This is a genomic window from Actinophytocola sp., assembly GCF_035762905.1.
GTDB lineage: Bacteria > Actinomycetota > Actinomycetes > Mycobacteriales > Pseudonocardiaceae > DASYTH01.
The window spans coordinates 255,121-276,509 of the sequence record NZ_DASUCC010000097.1 but is presented as its reverse complement, the minus strand read 5'-3'; the positions used below and the strand labels follow the sequence as shown (position 1 = coordinate 276,509).

Here is a 21,389-nt window from a genome sequence, read left to right as displayed (position 1 = left end):
TGAATTATCAGGGTTGCGGGATCCGGTGCGGCACGAAGGCCGCGCCATCGTCGGTGACCAGCCCGGCGGTCTCCCGGATGCCAAGACCGGCCGCGGTGTCCCCGACGATCCAGGCACCCAGCGCCGGGCGGTAGCCGTCGTACTCGGGCAGCGGGTCGAACGCCTGGTAGACGTAACCCTCCTGGCCGTACACGCCGCCGGTCTGGGTCTCGTAGCCCGGTGCGACGATCTGGATGTTGGCGCCCTCCCGGCCAAGCCGCGGCTTGCGCACGTACTCGGTGAGCATGCCGGGGTCGTCGAGGAAGGCGGGCAGCAGGTTCGGGTGCCCCGGGTGCATCTCCCACAGGATGGCCAGCAGCGCCTTGTTGGACAGCAGCATCTTCCACAGCGGCTCGATCCACATGGTGTGCGGCAGCGAGGCCACGGCGTGCTTGCCGAACTCCTCGTCGACCAGCCATTCCCAGGGGTAGAGCTTGACCACCGTGCTCATCGGCGCTTCCTCGAGATCGACGAAGCGCTTCAGCACCGGGTCCCAGCCGATCTCCTCGATCGCCAGGCCGACCGTGTCCAAGCCGGACTCGGCCGCGGTCTCCTGCAGGTAGGCGACGGTGACGTGGTCCTCGCCGGTGGGGTCGGCCGTGGACCAGGTGAAGTGCATCTGGCCGGAGGGCAGCCGGTCACCGATCTCGGTCCACCGCTCGACCAGCTTCTCGTGGATCGAGTTCCACTGGTCGTCCTCGGGGTGGACCTCGGTCTTCCAGAACCACTGCACCAGCGCGGCCTCGAGCAGCGAAGTCGGGGTGTCGGCGTTGTACTCCAGCAGCCGGGCCGGGCCGGAGCCGTCGTAGCGCAGGTCGAACCGGCCGTAGACGTGCGGGTCGTGCCGCCGCCAGGATTCCGCGATGCCCGGCCACACCCACTCCGGGATGCCGAAGTCCTTGAACCGCTCGGCCACCACCACGTGCTCGACCGCGTCCAGGCACATCGAGTGCAGCAGCTCGACGTCGGCCTCGATCGAGAGGATCTCGTCCATGTCGAACACATAGTGCACCGACTCGTCCCAGTACGGCCGCGCCGCGCCGGTGCCGTCCCGCGCGGGCGTGCCGAAGACCAGGCCCTGTGACTCGACGATCTGCCGCCAGTCCCGCCGGGGCCGCCCGGACTCGCGGTGCACTCAGCTGCCCCCGCTCTTGCTGCCGCCGCTGCCGCCGCTGTTGCTGCTGACCCCGAACCCGCCGCGCTGCACGGTCTTGCCGGAGCTGGTCTTCACCGAGGCCCCGGACGGCGCCACGGTGGAGCCGCCGGAGACCCGGCCGCCCGCGCCGACCGAGCCGCCGTAGTTGTAGTGGTACTGCCGGTAGCCGCCACCGGCCAGCGGGATGAAGAAGAACCCGCCGCTGTGGTAGCCGCCGTGGCTGGTGACGTAGTTCTCGTCACAGTAGTTCTCGTCCGAGGACAGCACGCTGTCGTCGGAGATGCAGTTCGCGGTGACCTCGTCCGGGGTCGCGGCGGCATACCAGACCGCGACCAGCGCGACCACGCCGACCGTGACGCCGCCGCCGATCAGGATCCGCTTGCGGATCTTGCGCTTGCGCTCGGCCGCCGCCAGTTCGGCTTCCTCGCGCTCGCGTTCCTCCTGCTCGGCCCGGCGCCGGGCGCGCTGCTCGCCGACCGTCGGCGGCCGTGGCTTGGTGGTCTCCGCGTCCTGGAACCGGATCTGGCCGCGCCGCTGCTCCGGGTCGTCGTCGGGACGCTCGTCCTCGGGTGCCGGGTCGTCCGGCTGATCTTTGTCAGTCATGTCCACTCCCGCCGCGGACTGTACCCATGCGGGGCGTGCGTCGGGTCCAGTTTTGTCCCGATCGCAATGTCACCCCGCGCGAGAGGGCATGATAGGCACCGATGGCCGCGACCGAGACGATCCGCACCCGGCTGGTGATGGCGGGGGCATTCGTTGGTGCCCTGGCTCTCCTGTCGGCGACCATGCTTTTCTCCTGGCCGGTGTCGGTTCCCGGCGCGTCGTCGAGCACCGAGGACGAGGCGACCGCGGCGTTCGACGCGCCGGCCGGCACCTGCCTGACCTGGCCGACGGACAACCCGCGGGCGCTGGATCGGATCGACTGTGGGCAACCCCACATTTTCGAGTTGACCGGCAGCGTGGAGATCTCCGCGGACAATCCGGAGAGCGCCCCGCCGCCGGATGATCAGGCGTGGCAGCAGATCGCCAACGACAAGTGCACGCCCAACGTCACCGAGTACCTGGGCGGCGCGCTGGATCCGTTCGGCCGGTTCAGCGTGAGCGCGCTCAAGCCCACCGACGACCAGTGGCGGGAGGGGGACCGCAAGCTGCGCTGCGGGGTGCACCGGGTGACCGCGACCGGCACCCGGTTGCCGACCACCGGCTCGGCCGCCGGGCAGGACCAGTCCAACGTGTTCGATCCGGGCACCTGTTTCGCGCTGACCGAGGAGAAGGGCGTCGGCGACCCGACCGAGTGCGAGAAGACGCACGCGATCGAGGTGGTCGGCAACGTCGACCTGTCCCAGGCGTTCCCGGCCGAGTACCCGCAGGTGGACGCGCAGCAGACCAGGCTCGCCGAGTTGTGCGCGCTGGCCGCGAGCCAGTACTCGGGCGGTGTCGACCTGGCCGCCAAGAAGCTCACCCTCGGCTGGGATCCGCTCGAGGAGCGCAGTTGGGCGGCCGGCTCGCGCAAGGTCGACTGCCGGGTCGGCTCCCGGCTGCCCGACGGTTCCGGCCTTGCGCCCATCTCCGGCACCCTCAAGGCCGCCCCGCCGGCCGGCGACGCACCCCCGGCCGAGCAGCCGCCGCCCGGCGACGCCCCGCCGCCGTCCACCTCAGGCGGTTAGCCCGGTGGGCGTGCAGATGTCCGCCCGCCGCTTCGAAGAGCTGGTCTCCGAGGCGCTCGACCTGATCCCCGGCGAGTTCGCCGCCGCCATGGACAACGTGGTGGTCCTGGTCGAGGACCGCGACCCCGAGATCCCGTCCCTCCTCGGCCTCTACCACGGCGTCGCGCTGACCGAGCGCACCAGCGAGTACGGCGGCGTCCTGCCCGACCGCATCTTCATCTACCGCGACGCCATCCTCGACATCTGCGACTCCGAGGAGGACGTCGTCGAAGAGGTCGCCATCACCGTCGTCCACGAGATCGCCCACCACTTCGGCATCGACGACGCCCGCCTGCACGAGCTGGGCTGGGGCTGACCGCCGCGGCAGTTGTCAGCCCTTGATGCAGATGACCTGCTTGAGCTGGGTCACGACTTCGACCAGGTCGGACTGGTCGGCGATGACCTGGTTGATGTCCTTGTAGGCCGCCGGGATCTCGTCGACGACGCCGGCGTCCTTGCGGCATTCGACGCCGGCGGTCTGCGCGGCGAGGTCGGCCGCGGTGAACTGCTTGCGGGCCTTGGTGCGGGACATGCGGCGGCCGGCGCCGTGGGACGCCGACTCGAACGAGTCCGGGTTGCCGAGGCCGCGGACGATGTAGGAGCCGGTGCCCATGGAGCCGGGGATGATGCCGAGGTCGCCGCGGCCGGCGCGGATGGCGCCCTTGCGGGTGACCAGGACCTCCTCGCCGAAGTGGGTCTCCTCCGCCACGTAGTTGTGATGGCAGGAGATCGCCTCGGCGAAGGACACGCCGTGGAACTGCTTGCGCAGCACGTCGCAGACCAGCCGCAGCATGACGGCACGGTTGCGCCGGGCGTAGTCCTGGGCCCAGAACAGGTCGTGCCGGTAGGCGGCCATCTGCGGGGTGTGCGCGAGGAACACGGCGAGGTCCGGGTCGGGCAGCGCGGCGTTGTGCGCCAGCCGGCGGGCCACCTCGATGTGGTGCTGCGCAAGCAGGTTCCCGATACCGCGGGAGCCGGAGTGCAGCATCACCCAGACCGCCTCGTCGGTGTCCAGGCAGACCTCGATGAAGTGGTTGCCACCGCCGAGCGTGCCCATCTGGTGCAGCGCGCGATCGGCCTGCCCCTTGACCGCGGGGGTCAGGTCGTCGAAGGTCCGCCAGAACCGGTCCCAGTCGCCGGCGTCGCGCCCGGTGAACGCGGTGGCCTTGTGCGCCCCGAAACCGACCGGCACCGCCGCCTCCAGCCGCGTGCGCAGCCGGCCGAGGTCGTCGGGCAGGTCGGCGGCGCGCAGCGAGGTGCGCACCGCGGTCATGCCGCAGCCGATGTCCACGCCGACCGCGGCCGGGGAGACCGCGTCCCGCATGGCGATCACCGAGCCGACCGTGGCGCCCTTGCCGTAGTGCACGTCCGGCATCACGGCCACGTGCTTGAAGGTCCACGGCAGCGACGTGATGTTGCGCAGTTGCCGCATCGCCTCCGGCTCGACCGTCTCGGGTCGGGTCCACAGCCGGATGTCCACGTACTGCCCAGGAATCGTCGTTGCCATGCGACCAGGTTAAACGGGGTGGGAAAGCAATTTTGCCCGCCGCCACAGCGACCGGCTCGGGCCGCCGATCATGCCGACCTCGGTGAGGAAGTCGACCACCTTCTCGGCCATCCAGGCCCGGGTGGCGTGCTGCGCGGGGTTGGCCAGCGCGGCCGCCCGGCCGACCCGCGGATCGATGCCGACGGCCGCGTACACCGCCGGGTTGATCAGGATGTCGGCGACGGTGAACGCGACCACGGCGGTGACCGCGCGGTGCACCTCGAGCATCGGCCCGCGGACCGTGGCCAGCTCGCGGACCAGCTCCTCGCGGGCGTACCGGACGTGCCGGGCCTCCTCGATCACGTGGATCCGGTTGACCATGCGGACCAGCGGCTGAACGCCGTCGTCGTCCATGGTGGCCCGCTGCAGCCGGTCGGTCATCTCCTCGACCACCAGTACCGAGGCGAACATCGACGCGCCGCCGACCACGTTCTTGAACAGCGGGGACAGCCGGCGCACCAGCTGGGGCGGTCCGTAGGCCGGCACGCCGAACCGGGTCAGCGTCTTGCCGAACATGATCGAGTGGCGGGTCTCGTCGCCGATCTCGGTGAGCGCGTACTGGGCGTGCGCGGTGCGCGGGTCGAGGTTCTCGGCGTAGCGGGCGAGCAGCTGCATCAGCACGATCTCGGTCCACAGCCCCACACTGGCGATGCTGCCCAGCTCGTGCTTGGCCAGCTCGGTCTGCTGCTCAGGGCTCAGTTCGCCCCACAACTCGGTGCCGTACAAGGAAACCCGCTCGGGTGGCAGATAGATCTTGCCCGGCTCGCTCGGCGCGTCCCAGTCGATGTCGAGTTGCGGGTCGTAGGAGTTGCGCACCGACGAGTCCAGGAGCCGGGCCGCGGTGGTCTCGCGGTCCTTCGGTTGCAGCGCCCGAGCCATGACAGAGCCTCCCGCTGTGTGTTACTTGCCGTAACAGTTACCTCAGGTTGCAACAACCGCGTCGCCGCTGTCAAGAGCCGGGACCCGTGTAGAACGGATCGTCGCCGGGAATACCGGCGCCGTGACCACCGAGCTGACCGTTGGGGTGGAGGAAGAGTTCTTCCTCGTCGACCGGAACGGATTCCTCACCCAGCAGGCGCCCGAGACGCTGGACGAGGCCGACCACACCGGCGCCGACCTGCAGGCGGAGCTGCTGCGCTGCCAGATCGAGTCGGCAAGCGAGCCGCACCGGCACGCCGACGCGTTGGTGGCCGACCTGCGCGGGCTGCGCGAGCGGTTGGCCGACGGGGCCAGCCGGCGCGCGGCCAGGCTGCTGCCCACCAGCACCCCGCTGCGCGCCGAACCAGACCGGCCGGTGATCGCCCCGGACCCGCGCTACCTGCGCATGGCCCACCACCTCGGCGGGCTGGTGTTCACCGGACCGACCTGCGGCTGCCACGTGCACGTCGGCATCGACGACCGGGCGACCGCGCTGCGGGTGAGCAACCACCTGCGGCCCTGGCTTCCGGCGCTGCTCGCGCTGTCCGGCAACTCGCCGTTCGACGGCAGCGGGATGAGCGGCTACGCCAGCGCCCGCTATCTGCTCTGGGCCCGCTGGCCGACCGCGGGACCGCCGCCCTACCTGGAGTCGGTCGACCACTACGAGTCGATCGTGCAGGGCATGCTGCGCACCGAGGCGATGCTCGACCGCAAGATGGTCTACTGGGACATCCGCCCGTCCGAGCACCAGCCGACGCTGGAGATCCGGGTCTGCGACACCGCCGGCACCGCCGAGGAGGCGGCGCTGTACGGGGTGCTGGTGCGGTCCCTGGTGCACCTGGCGCTCGAGCACAACCGGCCGGCGCCGCGGCTGCCGCACGAGGTGGTGCGCGCCGGCCTGTGGCGGGCCGCCAGGGACGGGCTGTCCGGCAAGTGCCCGGACCCGCGCACCGGCGACCTGCGGCCGGTGCACCAGATCCTGCGCGACCTGCGCGACCGGGCCGCGGTCGACCTCAAGCGCACCGGTGAACTGTCCTTTGTGGACACGATGCTCGGCTGGCTGGCCGAGCACGGCGGCGGCGCCGACCGGCAGCGCGCGGCCTACGAACGGCGGCACCGGCTGACCGACGTCGTCGACGAGATGGCCAGCCGGGCGCTGCTGCCGTTCGGCACCGGGTGACCGCGCGCATACGGCGTGTACAGGGCATATGCCCAATGGGGCAGCAAGTTGGGTCGTCCGGGATGCAAATCCCGCAAGCACGTATTTGGACCCCCCGCCCGTGCTCTCTTGGAGCAGTGGAACCGGCGCGGGAGGCGTTCGCATGTTGTGCACCGTCGAGCCAGAGGTTGATCTGGCCGAGCTCGAAGCCAGCTGGGATGTACCGAACCGCCGCACCCCGGTGCTGCCCCGTCCGCGGACGGTGGACCGGAGCAACCTCGACATTGTGGTAGCCGCCGCCGTTGACGGCGACCCGCTGGCCGCCGAGGACCTGCTCGCCTTCCTCCGCCCGATCATCGTCCGGTACTGCCGCACCAAGCTGGGCCGGGTCCAGCGGGCGTTCGTGGCCGCCGACGACGTGGCCCAGGAGGTGTGCCTCGCGGTGTTCCGCGCGCTGCCCACCTACCGTCAGCTCGGCCGGCCGTTCCTGTCGTTCGTCTACGGCATCGCCGCGCACAAGGTGGCCGACGTGCACCGGGCGGCGGCCCGGGACCGCTCCCAGCCGACGTCCGAGACGCCGGACATCCTGACCGTCGAAGAGGACCCGGAGCAGATCACCCTGCGCCGCGAGCTGGTCGAGCGCACCGGCGTGCTGCTGCGCACGCTCACCCCGCGCCAGCGCGACATCCTGATCATGCGGATCGTGCTCGGCCTGTCCGCCCAGGAGACCGCCGACATGGTGGGCACCACCGCGGACGCGGTCCGGGTCGCCCAGCACCGGGCACTGAACCGGCTGCGCCGCACCGTGCGCCGGCCGGTCCGGGCGGCGCAGTAGCCCCCCGGGCTCAGGCGCCCGCGCCGGCCTGCACGGTCTTCACCAGCAGTTGGTGGTCCGGCGGCGTGCCGGCACAGCCGAGCCCGTCCATCGGCACGAACAGCGACGCGGTCTCGTGCGGCGGGTACACCCGCAGCCCGCGCACCGGCGTCGGCCGGCAGACGGCCGGGTCGAAGTTGCGCACCTGGATGAACCCGACCGGCGCGTTGGCGGTCACCCCGGGGGCGAGCGCGACCGCCGCGCCCTTGCTGCCCACCCGGAACGCGGCCGGGCCGACCTGGTGGCCGTCGTCGCCGGTCACGTAGGACACCCCGGGGAAGCCCTGGATCGTGCAGGTCCGCGCGCCGGCGTTGGTGAACCGCAGCGGGCGGTACGCAGTGCCGGCCGCGGCGTCGCCCTGGCCGAGGGAGAGCTTCAGCTCGGTCGACCGGCACTCGTCCGGGCCGGCGATCGGCTCGGGCTGCTCGGCCGGCGGGGCGGGCGGCGCCGGAGCACTCGCCGACACCGACTCCGACACCGGGCCGGAGACCGGCGGCGGTAGCGCGGCCCCGGTCGAGGACGCGAAGGTCGGGACTTCCGGGGCGGCCGGACCTCCGCCGACGTCACCTGTGCACCCCGCACAACCGGTGGCCACCACGGCGGCCACGACGAGCACCCGGCTTCGCTTCATGGCTTCCTCGCATCCCCGACGTTTCCATCAACCGCTGTATTTGAGGGACGGACGAGCCGGCGGTGAGGTTGCCTCTTCACGAAAACCATCCCGGCCATGTCAAGAAAGCACCCGAGCGGGTTGACCTCGACCTAGGTCGAGCATGCAGAGTGGCGGCATGGATCACCAGACCGTGGCGGCCTACCTGCGCCGGATCGGCGCCGGTCCGGCCGGTCCGCCGGACGCCCGGCTGCTGCGCGAGCTGCACGCCCGGCACCTGACCACCGTGCCGTTCGAGAACCTCGGCATCCACCTCGACGAGCCCATCACCCTGGACGAGGACGCGCTGCTCGACAAGATCATCCGGCGGCGCCGCGGCGGGTTCTGCTACGAGCTCAACGGCGCGTTCGGCGCACTGCTCGAGGCGCTCGGCTTCCGGGTGACCCGGCTGGCCGCGCGCACCATCGGGCCCGACGGGACCCTCGGCGTGCCGTTCGACCATCTCGTCCTGCTGGTCGAACTGGATGAGCGGTGGCTGGCCGACGTGGGGTTCGGCCGGCACACCCGGCACCCGCTGCGGCTGGACTGGCCGGACCCGCAGGCCGACCCGGACGGCACGTTCCTGGTGCTGGACGCCCCGACCGGGGACGTCGACGTGCTGCGCGACGGTGAGCCGCAGTACCGGCTGGAACGGCGGCCGCGCACCCTCGACGACTTCCGCGCCGGCTGCTGGTGGCACCAGACCTCGCCGACCTCACACTTCACCGCCGGACCCACCTGCTCGATGGCGACCCCGGACGGCCGGATCACGCTGGCCGGGAACCGACTCATCCGCACCGAGGGCGCGCACCGCACCGAGACCGTGCTCGAGGACGACGCGGCGGTGCTGGCCGCCTACCGGGCGGAGTTCGGGTTCACGCTGGACCGGGTGCCGCGCAACCCGGCCACCCAGCTCGCCGCGGCCGAGTAGGCGGCCTCGGTGTTGCCCGGCTCCACGCTGGTCGGCACGCCGTCCGCGCGCGGGTACGAACCCAGAAACCGCAGCTCGCGGCAGCGCCGGTGCAGCGCGGTCAGGGCGTCGCTGACCCGCTGCTCGGCGACGTGCCCGTCGAAGTCCAGATAGAACCGGTACTCGCCGAGCAGGCCCTTGAGCGGCCGGGACTCGATCCGGGACAGGTTGATCCCGCGCAGCGCCAGCTCGGTGAGCATCTCGGCGAGCACCCCGGTCCGGTTCCGCTCGGCCACCGCCACCACCGAGGTGCGGTCCGCGCCGGTCGGCTCCGGGATGATGCCCGGCCGGCGCACCACGAAGAACCGGGTCACCGCATCGGCCACGTCGGCAACGCCGATGGCCAGGGCGTCCAGCGGGTAGTGCACGGCCGCCACCGGCGCGGTCACCGCCGCGTCGAACTCGCCGCCGGCCACCCCGACCGCGGCCGCCGAGGTGGACGTCGTGGCCTGCGCCCGCGCCTGCGGCAGGTGCTCGTCCAGCCAGCCCTGCACCTGGGCCAGGGCGTGCGGATGGCTGGCCACCGTGCGCACCTCGGCCGCGGCGGTGCCCGGCCGGACCAGCACCGAGAACGCCACCGGCAGCACCACCTCGGCCACCGCCACCAGCGGCGAGCCGACCGCGAGACCGTCCATGGTCGGGCCGACCGCGCCCTCGACCGAGTTCTCCACCGGCACGCAGCCCAGCTCGGTGTCCCCGCCCCGCACCGCGGCGAGGGCCAGCTGCACGGTGGCCACCGGGACGAGCTCGTGCCCGCCGCCGGCCCGCTCGGCGAACGCGCGCGCGGCCTGCTCGGCGAAGGTTCCCTGCGGCCCCAGGTAGGCGATGGGCGGCATGGGCAAACCCTACGCAGCGGTCACCCTGGCGACACGCCGGGGATGGCCGGATGATCACCATTGGACACCTGCCGGCAATAGGCTTCTGATCTCCGGTTACGAGTCACCGAACGGTGGATACGCCGGATAACCCACAAGTGCGATGCTTCAGGTCGTGACCGCCGATCCGGAGGCTGACACGGCAACCAATCCCCACCCCGAACCGGCCCGGCCGGCGCTCGTGTTGTGCGCAGTGAGCGAGCCGCTCGCCGAGGCCTGGGACACCGCCGCCGACGGGCGTCCCGACGTCCGGGTACACCGCGGCTCGGTGCTCGACGTGCCGGTCGACGCCGTGGTGAGCCCGGCGAACTCGTTCGGCTGGATGCGCGGCGGCGTCAACGCCGTGTACGGGCAGGCTTTCCCGGCCGTCGAGCAGCACGTGCGCAGCGCCGTGCTGGCCTACCACGGCGGCGAGCTGCCGGTCGGCGAGGCGCTGATCGTGCCCACCGGCGTGCCGGCGCCCGAGTGGCTGATCATCGCGCCGACCGTGCGCCAGCCCGGCGAGCAGCTCCCGCCGGACACCGTGCACCCGTTCCTGGCCACCCGGGCGGTGCTGCGGCTGTGGCGGGACGGCACCCTCGAGGACGGCGACCCGGTGCGCGCGGCCGTGCGCACCATCGCGCTGCCCGGCATGGGCACCGGCACCGGCGGCGTCTCCCCGCAGACCTGCGCCCGCCAGGTCATCGCCGCCTGGGACGAGGTGCTCGGTCGGGACTAGGTTCGGCCGGTTGGTCGAGCCGTCAGACAGCCAGCTCCTGGTCCAGCTCGTCGCGGCTCGGGACGCCGTCCGCGCCGATCGGCCGGATCGTGCACAGGCTCACAGCGCAACCGTGCCATGAGCCCCTACGTTTGTCCGGTGGGTTCCTTACGCGTGCGGGAGCTGACTCCCTATGTGGAGCTGCGCCGGGAGCAGTGGCGGGAGCTGCGGCACGCCACGCCGCTCACGCTCACCCTCGACGAGCTGGTCGCGTTGCGCGGGCTGGGCGATCCGGTGGACCTGGACGAGGTGGTGGACGTCTACCTGCCGCTGTCCCGGCTGATCAGCCTGCAGGTCGAGGCCCGGCAACGGCTGTACGAGGCGACCACGGCGTTCCTCGGCGAGGACGAGACCGAGAAGGTGCCGTTCGTGATCGGGATCGCCGGCAGCGTCGCGGTCGGCAAGTCCACCACGGCGCGGCTGCTGCGCACGCTGCTGGCCCGGTGGCCGGACCATCCGCGCGTGGACCTGATCACCACCGACGGCTTCCTCTACCCGAGGGCCGAGCTGGTGCGCCGCGGGCTGATGAGCCGCAAGGGCTTCCCGGAGAGCTACGACCGCCGGGCGCTGCTCCGGTTCGTCAGCGAGGTGAAGTCCGGCGCCGACGAGGTGCGCGCGCCGGTGTACTCGCATCTGGCCTACGACATCGTGCCGGGCGAGACCACGGTGGTGCGCCGGCCGGACATCCTGATCATCGAGGGGCTCAACGTGCTTCAGCCCGGGCCTCGGCTGGCCGTTTCGGACCTGTTCGACTTCTCGGTCTACGTCGACGCGCACACCGAGGACATCGCCGGCTGGTACGTGGAGCGGTTCCTGGCCCTGCGCGGCACCGCGTTCGCCGACCCGACCTCGCACTTCCACCACTACGCGACGCTGACCGACGACGACGCCCGGGCCGAAGCGATCCGGCTGTGGAAGCGGATCAACGAGCCGAACCTGGTCACCAACATCCTGCCCACCCGGCCGCGAGCCACGCTGGTCCTGCGCAAGGACGCCGACCACCGGATCAGCCGGGTCCGGCTGCGCAAGCTTTAGGCTGGTCGACGTGGGCATCCGGGTACTACTGGTCGACGATCACGAGATCGTCCGGCGTGGGCTGCGCGACCTGCTGAACTCCGAGCCGGATATCGAGGTCGTGGCCGAGGCGGGCACCGCGACCGAGGCGCTGGCCCGGACCCCGGCGACCCGGCCGCACGTCGCGGTGGTGGACGTGCGGCTGCCCGACGGCGACGGCGTCGAGCTGTGCCGGGCGCTGCGCGCGCTCGAGCAGCCGCCGTACTGCCTGGTGCTCACCGCGTTCGACGACGAGCAGGCGCTGCTCGAGGCGATCATGGCCGGGGCGTCCGGCTACCTGCTCAAGCAGGTCCGCGGCCAGGACGTGGTGCACGCGATCCGCGAGGTGGCCGGCGGGCGCTCGCTGCTCGACCCGGTCACCACCGCGCACCTGCTCGAGCGGATGCGCCGGTCGGCCGAGACGGACGAGCTGGCCGTGCTGACCGAGCGGGAGCGCGACGTGCTGACGTTGATGGGCGAGGGCCTGTCCAACCGGGAGATCGGGGCCCGGCTGTTCCTGGCCGAGAAGACCGTGAAGAACTACGTGACCTCGGTGCTGGCCAAACTCGGGATGGAGCGGCGCACCCAGGCGGTGGCCTGGGTGGCGCGCCGGTCCGGTCAGTCCTGAGCCGGCGATCCTAATCGGGCAGCGGAACCCGCCAGGAGACCGTGGTCCCGGTGCGCGGCGACGAGGAGACCCGGCAGTGCCCGCCGGCCTGTTCGGCCCGCTGCTCCAGGTGCTCGAGGCCGCGCCGGGTGACCCCGCGGGGAATGCCGCAGCCGTCGTCGACGACGGTCAGCTCGAGGCCGGCCGCGTCGCGCCGCAGCCGGACGCCGACCGTGTGTGCGCCGGAGTGCCGGACCACGTTGGACAACGCCTCGCGTAACGCGGCCCGGGCGTGGTCGGCCACCGACACCGGAACGTCGGCCAGGTTGCCGAGCACCTCGAAGGACGGCTCGAAACCGAGCAGCTCGCCGGCCGTGCCCACCTCCAGCCGGGCCGACTCGGCCAGGTCGGCCGGGGTGACCGGGGCCGGGTCGGGGTTGCGCAGCGTGCGGACCACGGCGCGGACGTCGGCGATGGTGGCGTCCAGCAGGTCGATCGCCTCGGCCAGTCGCATGGTGTCCGGCCGGGCCAGCTTGCGCGCCGGGCGGCGGGCCAGCAGGTCCAGTTGCATGCCGGCGGCGTAGAGCCGCTGCACGATCACGTCGTGCAGATCGCGGGCGATCCGGGCGCGCTCCTCGTACAGCCCGATCTGCTCCCGGGCCAGGGTGCCCTCGGCGAGCACCAGCACCAGGCCGGCCTGCGCGGCGAACGCGGTCAGCATCTCCACCGTGGCCGGGGTGAACGGGGCGCCGCCGCGCCGCCGGTAGACGGTCAGCGCGCCCAGCCTGCGCTCCCGGGTGCCGAACGGAGCCGCGGCGAACGGACCGTAGCGGCGCAGCTCCCGTGGCACGAACGGAGCGGTGCGCGGGTCGGTGACGACGTCGTCGACCACGATCGGGATCCCGCTGCGGGCCACCCTGGCGGCCGCCGAGCGGGCCGAGAGCACCAGTCCGACCGGCTCGAACGGGTCCGGCAGGTTGGCCGGCTCGTCGGCGCCGTGCGCGGCCTCGACGGTGAGTGAGCCGTCGCCGGCCCTGGCCATCACCAGCCCGAGATCGGCCCCGGCCAGCTCGGCCGCGCGGCGCACCACCAGACGCAGCACCGCGTCCGGGTCCTCCCCGGACAGTGCCGCGGTGGTGATCTCGGTCGACGCGCCGAGCGTGCGGGCGGCCAGCGTGGAATCCATGATGCGCATCCCAGCGTAGGACGACGCCCAGCGCGCCGGGTCTTGTGCCCGAAACGGCGCGCCGGGCGCCTCCCCCCGGACGGTTAGGCGGGTGGATCCCGGCCGGGGCCGTCTGTCTCGTGTGGACCGGGGTGGTTCCTGGTTGAGCTCCACTGTGCCCGGTCGGGTGCCGCCGGGGCAGGTCTTGCGGTCCTGTCCGGTCGGGACCTAGGTCCCAAACTATTGTCGGGATCATGGACTCGGCGCTGCTCGCGTTCGGCACGGCGTTCGCGCTGGTGTTCGTGGTCGAGCTGCCGGACAAGACCATGGTGGCCACGCTGATCCTCACCACCCGGTACCGCGGTCTGCCGGTGTTCGTCGGCGTCACCTGCGCGTTCGCGGTGCAGTGCGTGATCGCCGCCGGGTTCGGCTCGGTGCTCACCCTGCTGCCCGAGCGGGTGGTGGCCGGGGTGGTGGCGGTGCTGTTCGGGCTGGGCGCGGTCCTGCTGCTGCGCGAGGGCTTCGGTCACGATCCGGACGAGGGGGTCGAAGCCGGCGGCGGGCCGGCGGCGGTGTCGTTCGTCCGCGCGGCGCTGACCTCGTTCGGGGTGCTGTTCGCGGCGGAGTGGGGGGACGCGTCCCAGTTCGCCATCGCCGGGCTGACCGCCCGGTTCTCCGCGCCGGTCGCGGTCGGCCTCGGCGGCTGGCTGGCGCTGACCACCGTGGCCGGGATCGCGGTGCTGCTCGGCGGCCGGATCCGGGGTCGGATCCGGCCGCGCCTGATCCAGCGGATCGCCGGTTTCGTGTTCGCCGGGTTCGCCCTGCTCGCCCTCTGGCAAGTTGTTTACGGATGAGTAGGTTGGGGGCATGGACGCGACTCCGGGACCGCGCGGCCGGGCCGCGCTGGCTCTGCTCCCGCGGTTGCAGCGGGACCCGCTCGGCCTGCTGACCAGCCTGATGGCCGAGTACGGCGACCGGGTCCGGGTGCCGTCGGTCGGCGGGCACCTGGTGTTCGTCCTGGCCCGGCCGGACGACGTCGCCCACGTGCTGGTGGCGAACCAGGGCAACTACGTCAAGGCGCCGACCTACCGGCCGCTCAAGGAGTTGCTCGGCGACGGGCTGCTGACCAACGAGGGGGACGGCTGGGCCCGGCAGCGCCGGCTGGTCCAACCGATGTTCGCCCGGCGCAACCTGCTCGGGTTCGGGCCGGCCATGCTCGGCGCCGCGGCGGACATGCTGTCCGGGTGGGCCGCCGCGCCGCCGGACACCGTGTTCGACATGGCCGGGCAGATGAGCGCGTTGACCCTGGACGTGGTGGGCCGCACGCTGTTCAGCTCGGACCTGACCGGCGAGGCCGGCGGGATGGCACCCGCGCTGGAGACCGTGCTGGTCGCCTACATGCGGGTGGTGCGCAACCCGCTGTTCTGGCTGGTGCCGAACTTCGAGCGGTGGCCGACGCCGAGCCGGCGCCGGGCCTGGCGGGCCGAGACGCACCTGCGCGAGGTGGTGGACCGGATCATCGCCGCCCGGCGCGCCGAACCGCCCGTCGACCGGCCGGCCGACCTGCTGGACATGCTGCTGTCCGCCCGGGACGAGTCCCCCGCCGCCGAGCCGGCGCGGCCGCGAGGGGACGGCGACATGACCGAGCAGCAGGTGCGCGACGAGCTGATGACGTTCATGCTCGCCGGGCACGAGACCACGGCCAACGCGCTGGCCTGGACGCTCTTCCTGCTCTCCACCCATCCCGAGGCCCGGGACCGGCTGGCGGCCGAGGTGGACGAGGTGCTGGCCGGGCGCCCGCCGGCCACCGAGGATGCGGACAAGCTGGAGTGGACCTCGGCCGTGGTGTCCGAGTCGATGCGGCTCTACCCGCCGGCGTGGATCATCGAGCGCCAGCCGGTGGCCGACGACGCGCTCGGCTCGCTCCGGATCCCGCCCGGCAGCATCGTGATCACCGCGCCCTACCTGGTGCATCGCAACCCCGAGCACTGGCCCAACCCGGAGGTCTTCGACCCGGGCCGGTTCCTGCCGGCCGCGTCGGCGGGCCGGCACCGGTTCGCCTACCTGCCGTTCGGCGGCGGCCGGCGGCAGTGCGTCGGCTCCGGGTTCGCCACCCTGGAGGCGATCCTGCTGCTCGCGGCCATCACCCAACGGTTCCGCTGCGACCTGGTGCCGGGCGCCCGGCCGGTGCCCCGGCCGTCGGTCACGTTACGACCCGACGGGGCGATCCCGATGACCGTGCACCCGCGGTGATTTCCGGCCGGCGTCAGCGCAACGCGGCGGCGACCGCCGCGGCCGCGCCCACCACCTGGGGGCCGACCAGGTCGGCGTCCAGCGGCTCCATGGTGACCACGCCGACGCTGGCCCGCAGGCCGGTGACACCGCGCACCGGGGCGGCGATGCCGTGCGCCCCGGTCTGCAGTTCGCCGGTGGTGCCCACCCAGCCAGGACCGCCCTGCCGCAGCCCGATCGCCTTGCCGGCCGCCCCGCGGCGCAGCGAGTGCCGGGCGCCCACCCGGTAGGACACGTGGTAGGTGGTCCAGGACGGCTCCACCACGGCCACCGCCTGGGCCTCGTCGCCGTCGGCCACGGTCAGGTGCGCGGTCGCCCCGACCTTCTCGGCCAGCTCGCGCAGCGCCGGCAGCGCGGCGTAGCGCAGCTGCGGGGCGACCTTGGCGGCCAGCCGGAGCAGGCCGAGCCCGAGCCGGACCCGGGAGCCCTCCCGGCGGACCAGGCCGCGATCCTGCAGCGGGACCAGCAGCCGGTAGACCGCCGCCCGGCTGGCGCCGATGGTCGCGGCCAGGTCGCTGATCGTGGGCGCGTCGGAGTCCGAGTCGGCCACCGCCTGCAGCAGCGCCAGCCCCCGGTCCAGGGTCAGCGAGCTCTCCTTGCCGGCCGCCCGGGACGCACCCGGCGATCCGGACTGCATCGATCGGACCGGCCGGCCCATCAGGTTTCCCGCGCCGGGACGACCGTGCCGGCGACCTCGGCGAACCCGACCACCGAGCCGTCCTCGCCGGGTGCGGTGCCGGTGATCACCACCGTGTCGCCGTCCTCGAGGAAGGTCCGCCGCTCGCCGCCGGCCAGCTCGACCGGCTCCCGGCCGCCCCAGGACAGCTCGAGGAAGCAGCCGCGCTGGGCCCGCTCCGGGCCGGACACGGTGCCGGAGGCGAACAGGTCACCGGGCCGCACGGTCGCGCCGTTCACGGTCATGTGGGCCAGCTGCTGGGCGCACGAGTAGGACATGTCGGCGAACCGGGGCCGGGACACCACGGTGCCGTTCCACTCGATCATCAGGTCGAGGTCGAGGCCCCACGGCTGGTCCTCGACCAGGTAGTCGAGCCGGGGATGGTCCGGCTCGACCACCGGCACCCGGGCAACGGCCAAGGCGTCCAGGGGAGTGATCCAGGCGGCGATCGAGGTGGCGAACGACTTGCCGAGGAACGGCCCGAGCGGCTGGTACTCCCAGCCCTGGACGTCGCGCGCGGACCAGTCGTTGACCAGCGCCACCCCGAAGATGTGGTCGGCGGCCGCGGTCACCGGCACCCGGCGGGCCAGCGCACCGCCGCACACGAAGCCCACCTCGGCCTCGACGTCGAGCCGCTCGGTGGGGCCGAACCGCGGGCCGTCGGTGCCGCGGCGCTGGCCGTGCGGCCGCTCGATGTCGGTGCCGGACACCACCACGGTGCCGGACCGGCCGTGGTAGCCGATCGGCATGTGGGTCCAGTTCGGCACCAGCGCCTCGCCGTTCGGCCGCAGGATCCGGCCGACGTTCTCGGCGTGGTGCCGGGAGGAGTAGAAGTCCACGTAGTCGCCGACGGTGAACGGCAGCGGCAGGCGCACGTCGGCCAGCGGCAACAGGGTGGCGCCGCGCGGGGCCGCGGTGGCGGTGACCAGGTCGCGCAGCCGGGCGCGCAGCGCGGACCAGACCGGGCGGCCGGCGGCCAGCAGCGGATCGAGCGAGCCGGCCCAGAGCACGGCGGACAGCTCGTCGCCGAGCGAGGCCTCGATCGAGCGCAGCGGCAGGGCATGGTCGCCGAGCCGGATCGCGACCTGCGGGCCGTCGCCGGCGTCGACCACCCCGTAGGGCAACGTCTGCGGGCCGAACGGCTTGTCGGCGGCGAACTCGGGGTCGTCCACCCAGGTCATAGCAGTCCCAACTGCTCCAGGTCGTCGATCGGATCGGTGAGCGAACACGAGCCGTAGGAGGCGAACACGCCACGCGCGGAGTGCTGGGCCTGGTCGGATAGGGCGGCGGCCTCCTCGGCCAACGCCGCGCTGTCGGTCATCGCCAGCGCCTCGTGCACGTCGCCGCCCGCCTGCATCCGGGCGGTGGCGACCAGCAGGTTCAGGAAGCCGTGGTGGGTGAAGCCGGTGTCCGGATCGGGACCGCGCACCGCGTGGTGCAGGCCGGCCGTCGCCTTGAACGACGCGCCGCCCTCGTTGATCACCGACAGGAAGTCGGTGACCTCCTCGATGCTCGGGAAGTTCTGCGCGGACAAGCCGCCGCAGCGCAGCTTCGGCCAGCTGCCGTGCTCGACCACGCGCTGGATGCCGTCCAACCAGGCCAGCCCGCCGCGGCGCGGCTCGATCACCCGGACCACGTCCTCGGGCACGAACTCGCTCACCCGCTCCAGCCACACCTCGTCCACGTCGGACGGCGCCGGCATCTCCACCATCCGCAGGGCGAGCAGCTCGACCCGGGACTCGACGATGGACAGCGCCTTGGGCACCCCGCCGAGCCCGGTGTCGATCACCAGCGACAGGGCCACCGGCTTGACCGGTTTCACCTTGATCAGCTCGGTGATCAGCTCGGGCAGCCGGGAGGCCGGACACAGGAACAGGCCGAGCAGTCCGGCATGCCGGCCGGTCCGTCCCTCCAGGTGCAACCGCACGGCGTCGGGCATGCTGGCACTGCCCGGGGGGAACAGTGCGGCATCGTCGACGAGCCGGGCGAGCAGGGGCGGAATGCCGCGGTGACGGGGCGCAGGGAGCGAGGCGGCGCTTGACACGGCTGACACGCTAGTGCTGTATCGCCAACTGAACAAAGGTGTCCGATTATCGGACGCCTGGAGGACCCATGCCTTACTACCGACGGGTCGGTGAGATACCCCGTAAGAGGCATACTCAGTTCCGCTCACCGGCCGGCAGCCTCTACGCCGAAGAGCTCATGGGAGTCGAGGGTTTCTCGTCCGACTCGGCTCTGCTGTACCACCGGTTCCTGCCGACCGCGATCGTGAACGCCAGGGCCATGCCGGACTCCCGCGGCCGGCTCACCGCCAACCACCCGCTCAAGCCGCGGCACTTCCGCAGCCAGGACCTCAAGTGGGAGGCCCCGGCCGACGTGGACGCCGTGACCGGCCGGCGCACCCTGTTCGGCAACGCCGACGTGACGATCGCGTTCGCCGCCGCCACCACGCCCAGCCCGCTGTACCGCAACGCGGCCGGCGACGAGCTGCTCTACGTGCAGGGCGGCGCCGGGGTGCTGGAGACCGTCTACGGCGCGCTTGAGGTGGCCGACGGCGACTACGTGGTGCTGCCGACCTCGACCACGTACCGGGTGGTGCCGCACGGCGAGCTGCGGCTGCTGATCCTGGAGGCGACCGGGCACATCGGGCCGCCCCGGCGGTACCTGTCGACCAAGGGCCAGTTCCTCGAGCACGCCCCGTACTGCGAGCGCGACCTGCGCGGCCCGGTCGAGCCGCTGCTGGTGGACGGCGAGGACGTCGACGTGCTGGTCCGGCACCGGGCCGGGCTGACCCGCTACACGTACGCCAACCACCCGTTCGACGTGGTCGGCTGGGACGGCTGCCTGTACCCGTGGGTGTTCAACATCCGCGACTTCGAGCCGATCACCGGGCGGGTGCACCAGCCGCCGCCGGTGCACCAGACGTTCGAGGGGCCCAACTTCGTGGTCTGCTCGTTCTGCCCGCGCAAGGTCGACTACCACCCGGACGCCATCCCGGTGCCGTACAACCACGCCAACGTCGACTCCGACGAGCTGATGTTCTACGTCGGCGGCAACTACGAGGCGCGCAAGGGCAGTGGGATCGGCATCGGCTCGCTGTCGCTGCACCCGGCCGGGTTCACGCACGGCCCGCAGCCGGGCGCGGCCGAGGCCTCGATCGGCGCCGAGTACTTCGACGAGACCGCGGTCATGGTGGACACCTTCCGGCCGCTGGACCTCGGCGAGGCGGCAGACGCCTGCGAGGACCCCCGCTACGCCTGGACCTGGGCGCGGCGCGGCCCGGACTGGAGTTGACCTTGGGACTAGTCTGAGGGAACTGCGAATCCACGCAGACTGAAACTGGGTATTGGGGGCAACACGCGATGCGGCGTTTATTTGGCGTGCTCTTCGTGCTCGTCGGCGGAATTCTGATGGTCACCCCGCCCGCCCAGGCGGACCCGGTGGGGCCACTGGTATACGGCTGCCCGGGATTTCCGCCGGTGAGCGGGAAGGACGGCGGGGTCTGCATCTACGAGCCGCCACCGGCCGGGATGGGCCCGCGGTACGGCGCGTTCCACAGTTACCGGCGGGCGTACGGGCGATTTTATCTTTCGTACACCGTCAATTTCGTCGACGTGAACTCCACGACCTGCGGGGTCCGTTTCTACGAGGTCACCTATCCGTATCCGGGCGGCGAGTCGCACACCTATCTTTTCACCGTCTACAACTCCACCCAGAACACCGACGGCGGGTACCTGGTGCCGTCCCAGTACCGCAACCGGGTGGACATGGGCGACTGGACCTGCTGACCGGGAGTCCGGCCCAGTAGCACTGAAGTGAGTGATTTCGCAACCCGGCCGGGTGGACGCACCGCTAGTCTTGCGCGGTGCGTCGCCCGGTCCCCCGTGTCGTCACCCTGCTGCTCGCCGGGGTGCTGGCCGGCTGCGCGGCCCCGGCGACCGGTCGGTACGAGCCGATGGCGGTGCCGAGAGCGGCGCCGCGGACCGGGGCGGAGCAGGCCGCCCGCACGCCCGGCGAGGTGGTGCTGACCATCGCAGGCGACGTGCACTTCGCCGAGCGCACCACGAAGCTGCTGGACGACCCGGCCAGCGCGTTCGGGCCGGTGGCCGAGCTGTTCACCGGGTCGGACATCGCGGTGGTCAACCTGGAGACGGCGGTCACCACCCGGGGCACCGCCGAGCCCAAGAAGTACCTGTTCCGGGCGCCGCCCTCGGCCTACGACGCGGTCAAGGCGGCCGGCATCGACCTGGTGTCGCTCGGCAACAACCACGTGCTGGACTACGGCCGGGTGGGTCTGGCCGACAGCCTGGCCGCGGCCCGCTCGGCCGGGGTGCCGACGGTGGGCGCCGGCCAGGACGCCGACGCCGCCTGGGCGCCGTGGATCACCGAGGCGAACGGGGTCCGGATCGCGTTCCTCGGCATCTCCCAGGTGCACGAGCTGGAGGCGAGTTGGGCCGCGACCGACGAGCGGGCCGGCGTCGCACACGCCCGGGACCGCGACCGGGCGGTCCGTGCGGTGCGGGCGGCAAGGGAGCAGGCCGACCTGGTCGCGGTGATCATGCACTGGGGCAAGGAGGGCAGCGACTGCCCGACCGCGGAGATGCGCTCGTTCGCCGCGGCGCTGGCCGGGGCCGGGGCGGACCTGATCGCCGGCACGCACGCCCACCTGCTGCTCGGCGACGGCTGGCTGGACCGCACCTACGTCGCCTACGGGCTGGGCAACTTCCTGTGGTGGTGGAACGACGCCTACTCCAACGACACCGGCGTGCTGCGGGTGACCGTGCGGGACAAGAAGATCGCCGGGGCCGAACTGGTGCCGGCGTACATCTCCCGGGAGACCGGTCAGCCGATGCCGGTGACCGGGGCGGAGGCGGAGCGGATCACCGCGAAGTTCACCGGACTGCGGGAATGCACCGGGTTGGCGGAATCACCTAGGTGACTTACGCC

At 72.4% G+C, this 21,389-nt stretch carries 23 protein-coding genes; 13 read left to right on the top strand and 10 right to left on the bottom strand.

What is annotated here, in order from left to right; genetic code table 11:
- Positions 1–7: 7 nt before the first annotated feature.
- Together VFV67_RS21635 and VFV67_RS21630 are read right to left on the bottom strand one after the other, a co-directional pair.
- Positions 8–1,174 (bottom strand): glutathionylspermidine synthase family protein, encoded by a 1,167-nt coding sequence (locus tag VFV67_RS21635; protein ID WP_326472400.1) that lies wholly within the window; start codon positions 1,172–1,174, stop codon positions 8–10.
- On the bottom strand, positions 1,175–1,798 hold the full coding sequence (locus VFV67_RS21630; RefSeq protein ID WP_326472399.1) for a hypothetical protein: 624 nt from the start codon (positions 1,796–1,798) through the stop codon (positions 1,175–1,177).
- Between the two features lie 101 nt (positions 1,799–1,899).
- On the opposite strand from VFV67_RS21630, the gene VFV67_RS21625 reads away from it, so the two are divergent.
- Positions 1,900–2,862, top strand: a complete 963-nt coding sequence (locus VFV67_RS21625) for a septum formation family protein (RefSeq protein WP_326472398.1) — start codon at positions 1,900–1,902, stop codon at positions 2,860–2,862.
- 16 nt (positions 2,863–2,878) lie between these two features.
- Positions 2,879–3,217 carry a metallopeptidase family protein gene (locus VFV67_RS21620; protein ID WP_414636322.1) on the top strand — a complete coding sequence of 113 codons (339 nt, stop codon included), beginning with the start codon at positions 2,879–2,881 and terminating at the stop codon, positions 3,215–3,217.
- Positions 3,218–3,232: 15 nt separating this feature from the next.
- Here the strand turns inward: VFV67_RS21620 and VFV67_RS21615 are convergent, their stop codons facing one another.
- Both VFV67_RS21615 and VFV67_RS21610 read right to left on the bottom strand, forming a co-directional pair.
- The gene (locus tag VFV67_RS21615) at positions 3,233–4,408 is read right to left on the bottom strand and encodes an RtcB family protein (RefSeq protein WP_326472396.1); all 1,176 of its coding nucleotides are present in this window, start codon (positions 4,406–4,408) and stop codon (positions 3,233–3,235) included.
- Positions 4,409–4,417: 9 nt separating this feature from the next.
- Positions 4,418–5,326, bottom strand: a complete 909-nt coding sequence (locus VFV67_RS21610; RefSeq protein ID WP_326472395.1) for a diiron oxygenase — start codon at positions 5,324–5,326, stop codon at positions 4,418–4,420.
- A 121-nt stretch (positions 5,327–5,447) separates the two neighbouring features.
- On the opposite strand from VFV67_RS21610, the gene VFV67_RS21605 reads away from it, so the two are divergent.
- Both VFV67_RS21605 and shbA read left to right on the top strand, forming a co-directional pair.
- Entirely contained in the window at positions 5,448–6,545 is a 1,098-nt protein-coding gene (locus VFV67_RS21605) for a glutamate--cysteine ligase (protein WP_326472394.1), read from the top strand.
- A gap of 142 nt (positions 6,546–6,687) precedes the next feature.
- Positions 6,688–7,359 (top strand): RNA polymerase sigma factor ShbA, encoded by a 672-nt coding sequence (gene shbA / locus VFV67_RS21600; protein ID WP_326472393.1) that lies wholly within the window; start codon positions 6,688–6,690, stop codon positions 7,357–7,359.
- A gap of 10 nt (positions 7,360–7,369) precedes the next feature.
- Here shbA and VFV67_RS21595 read toward each other — a convergent pair whose 3' ends face one another.
- Positions 7,370–8,029, bottom strand: coding sequence for a DUF4232 domain-containing protein (locus VFV67_RS21595; RefSeq protein ID WP_326472392.1), 660 nt, complete (start codon positions 8,027–8,029; stop codon positions 7,370–7,372).
- Between the two features lie 157 nt (positions 8,030–8,186).
- On the opposite strand from VFV67_RS21595, the gene VFV67_RS21590 reads away from it, so the two are divergent.
- Positions 8,187–8,978, top strand: a complete 792-nt coding sequence (locus tag VFV67_RS21590; RefSeq protein ID WP_326472391.1) for an arylamine N-acetyltransferase — start codon at positions 8,187–8,189, stop codon at positions 8,976–8,978.
- Here the strand turns inward: VFV67_RS21590 and pheA are convergent.
- Entirely contained in the window at positions 8,903–9,853 is a 951-nt protein-coding gene (gene pheA, locus VFV67_RS21585) for a prephenate dehydratase (RefSeq protein WP_326472390.1), read from the bottom strand. The two genes, VFV67_RS21590 and pheA, sit on opposite strands and share 76 nt — an antisense overlap.
- Positions 9,854–9,995: 142 nt before the next feature.
- Between pheA and VFV67_RS21580 the strand changes: the two genes are divergently transcribed.
- The 3 genes from VFV67_RS21580 to VFV67_RS21570 all read left to right on the top strand — a co-directional run bounded on the left by VFV67_RS21580 (position 9,996) and on the right by VFV67_RS21570 (position 12,330).
- Positions 9,996–10,610, top strand: a complete 615-nt coding sequence (locus tag VFV67_RS21580) for a macro domain-containing protein (protein ID WP_326472389.1) — start codon at positions 9,996–9,998, stop codon at positions 10,608–10,610.
- 138 nt (positions 10,611–10,748) lie between these two features.
- Complete coding sequence (gene coaA, locus VFV67_RS21575) at positions 10,749–11,684, top strand: type I pantothenate kinase (protein WP_326472388.1); 936 nt, start codon at positions 10,749–10,751, stop codon at positions 11,682–11,684.
- A 10-nt stretch (positions 11,685–11,694) separates the two neighbouring features.
- Positions 11,695–12,330, top strand: a complete 636-nt coding sequence (locus tag VFV67_RS21570; RefSeq protein WP_326472387.1) for a response regulator transcription factor — start codon at positions 11,695–11,697, stop codon at positions 12,328–12,330.
- A gap of 10 nt (positions 12,331–12,340) precedes the next feature.
- Here VFV67_RS21570 and VFV67_RS21565 read toward each other — a convergent pair whose 3' ends face one another.
- The gene (locus VFV67_RS21565) at positions 12,341–13,495 is read right to left on the bottom strand and encodes a GAF domain-containing sensor histidine kinase (RefSeq protein WP_326472386.1); all 1,155 of its coding nucleotides are present in this window, start codon (positions 13,493–13,495) and stop codon (positions 12,341–12,343) included.
- A gap of 233 nt (positions 13,496–13,728) precedes the next feature.
- Here VFV67_RS21565 and VFV67_RS21560 point away from each other — a divergent pair, with 233 nt between their 5' ends.
- The gene (locus tag VFV67_RS21560) at positions 13,729–14,328 is read left to right on the top strand and encodes a TMEM165/GDT1 family protein (protein WP_326472385.1); all 600 of its coding nucleotides are present in this window, start codon (positions 13,729–13,731) and stop codon (positions 14,326–14,328) included.
- 13 nt (positions 14,329–14,341) lie between these two features.
- Positions 14,342–15,727, top strand: coding sequence for a cytochrome P450 (locus VFV67_RS21555; protein ID WP_326472384.1), 1,386 nt, complete (start codon positions 14,342–14,344; stop codon positions 15,725–15,727).
- A 13-nt stretch (positions 15,728–15,740) separates the two neighbouring features.
- On the opposite strand, the gene VFV67_RS21550 is transcribed toward VFV67_RS21555, so the two are convergent.
- The 3 genes from VFV67_RS21550 to VFV67_RS21540 are packed head-to-tail and all read right to left on the bottom strand — an operon-like array spanning position 15,741 to position 18,486.
- Positions 15,741–16,424 carry a helix-turn-helix domain-containing protein gene (locus VFV67_RS21550; protein ID WP_326472383.1) on the bottom strand — a complete coding sequence of 228 codons (684 nt, stop codon included), beginning with the start codon at positions 16,422–16,424 and terminating at the stop codon, positions 15,741–15,743.
- The gene (gene fahA, locus VFV67_RS21545) at positions 16,424–17,623 is read right to left on the bottom strand and encodes a fumarylacetoacetase (RefSeq protein ID WP_326472382.1); all 1,200 of its coding nucleotides are present in this window, start codon (positions 17,621–17,623) and stop codon (positions 16,424–16,426) included. The genes VFV67_RS21550 and fahA overlap by 1 nt, the downstream gene beginning before the upstream one ends.
- Entirely contained in the window at positions 17,620–18,486 is an 867-nt protein-coding gene (locus tag VFV67_RS21540) for a hypothetical protein (protein WP_326472381.1), read from the bottom strand. Before VFV67_RS21540 ends, fahA begins: the two co-directional genes overlap by 4 nt.
- Positions 18,487–18,554: 68 nt before the next feature.
- Between VFV67_RS21540 and VFV67_RS21535 the strand changes: the two genes are divergently transcribed.
- The 3 genes from VFV67_RS21535 (at position 18,555) to VFV67_RS21525 (ending at position 21,381) form a co-directional block, all read left to right on the top strand.
- Complete coding sequence (locus VFV67_RS21535) at positions 18,555–19,736, top strand: homogentisate 1,2-dioxygenase (protein ID WP_326472380.1); 1,182 nt, start codon at positions 18,555–18,557, stop codon at positions 19,734–19,736.
- 68 nt (positions 19,737–19,804) lie between these two features.
- Positions 19,805–20,230, top strand: a complete 426-nt coding sequence (locus tag VFV67_RS21530; RefSeq protein ID WP_326472379.1) for a hypothetical protein — start codon at positions 19,805–19,807, stop codon at positions 20,228–20,230.
- Positions 20,231–20,307: 77 nt separating this feature from the next.
- Positions 20,308–21,381, top strand: coding sequence for a CapA family protein (locus VFV67_RS21525; protein ID WP_326472378.1), 1,074 nt, complete (start codon positions 20,308–20,310; stop codon positions 21,379–21,381).
- Positions 21,382–21,389: the final 8 nt, after the last annotated feature.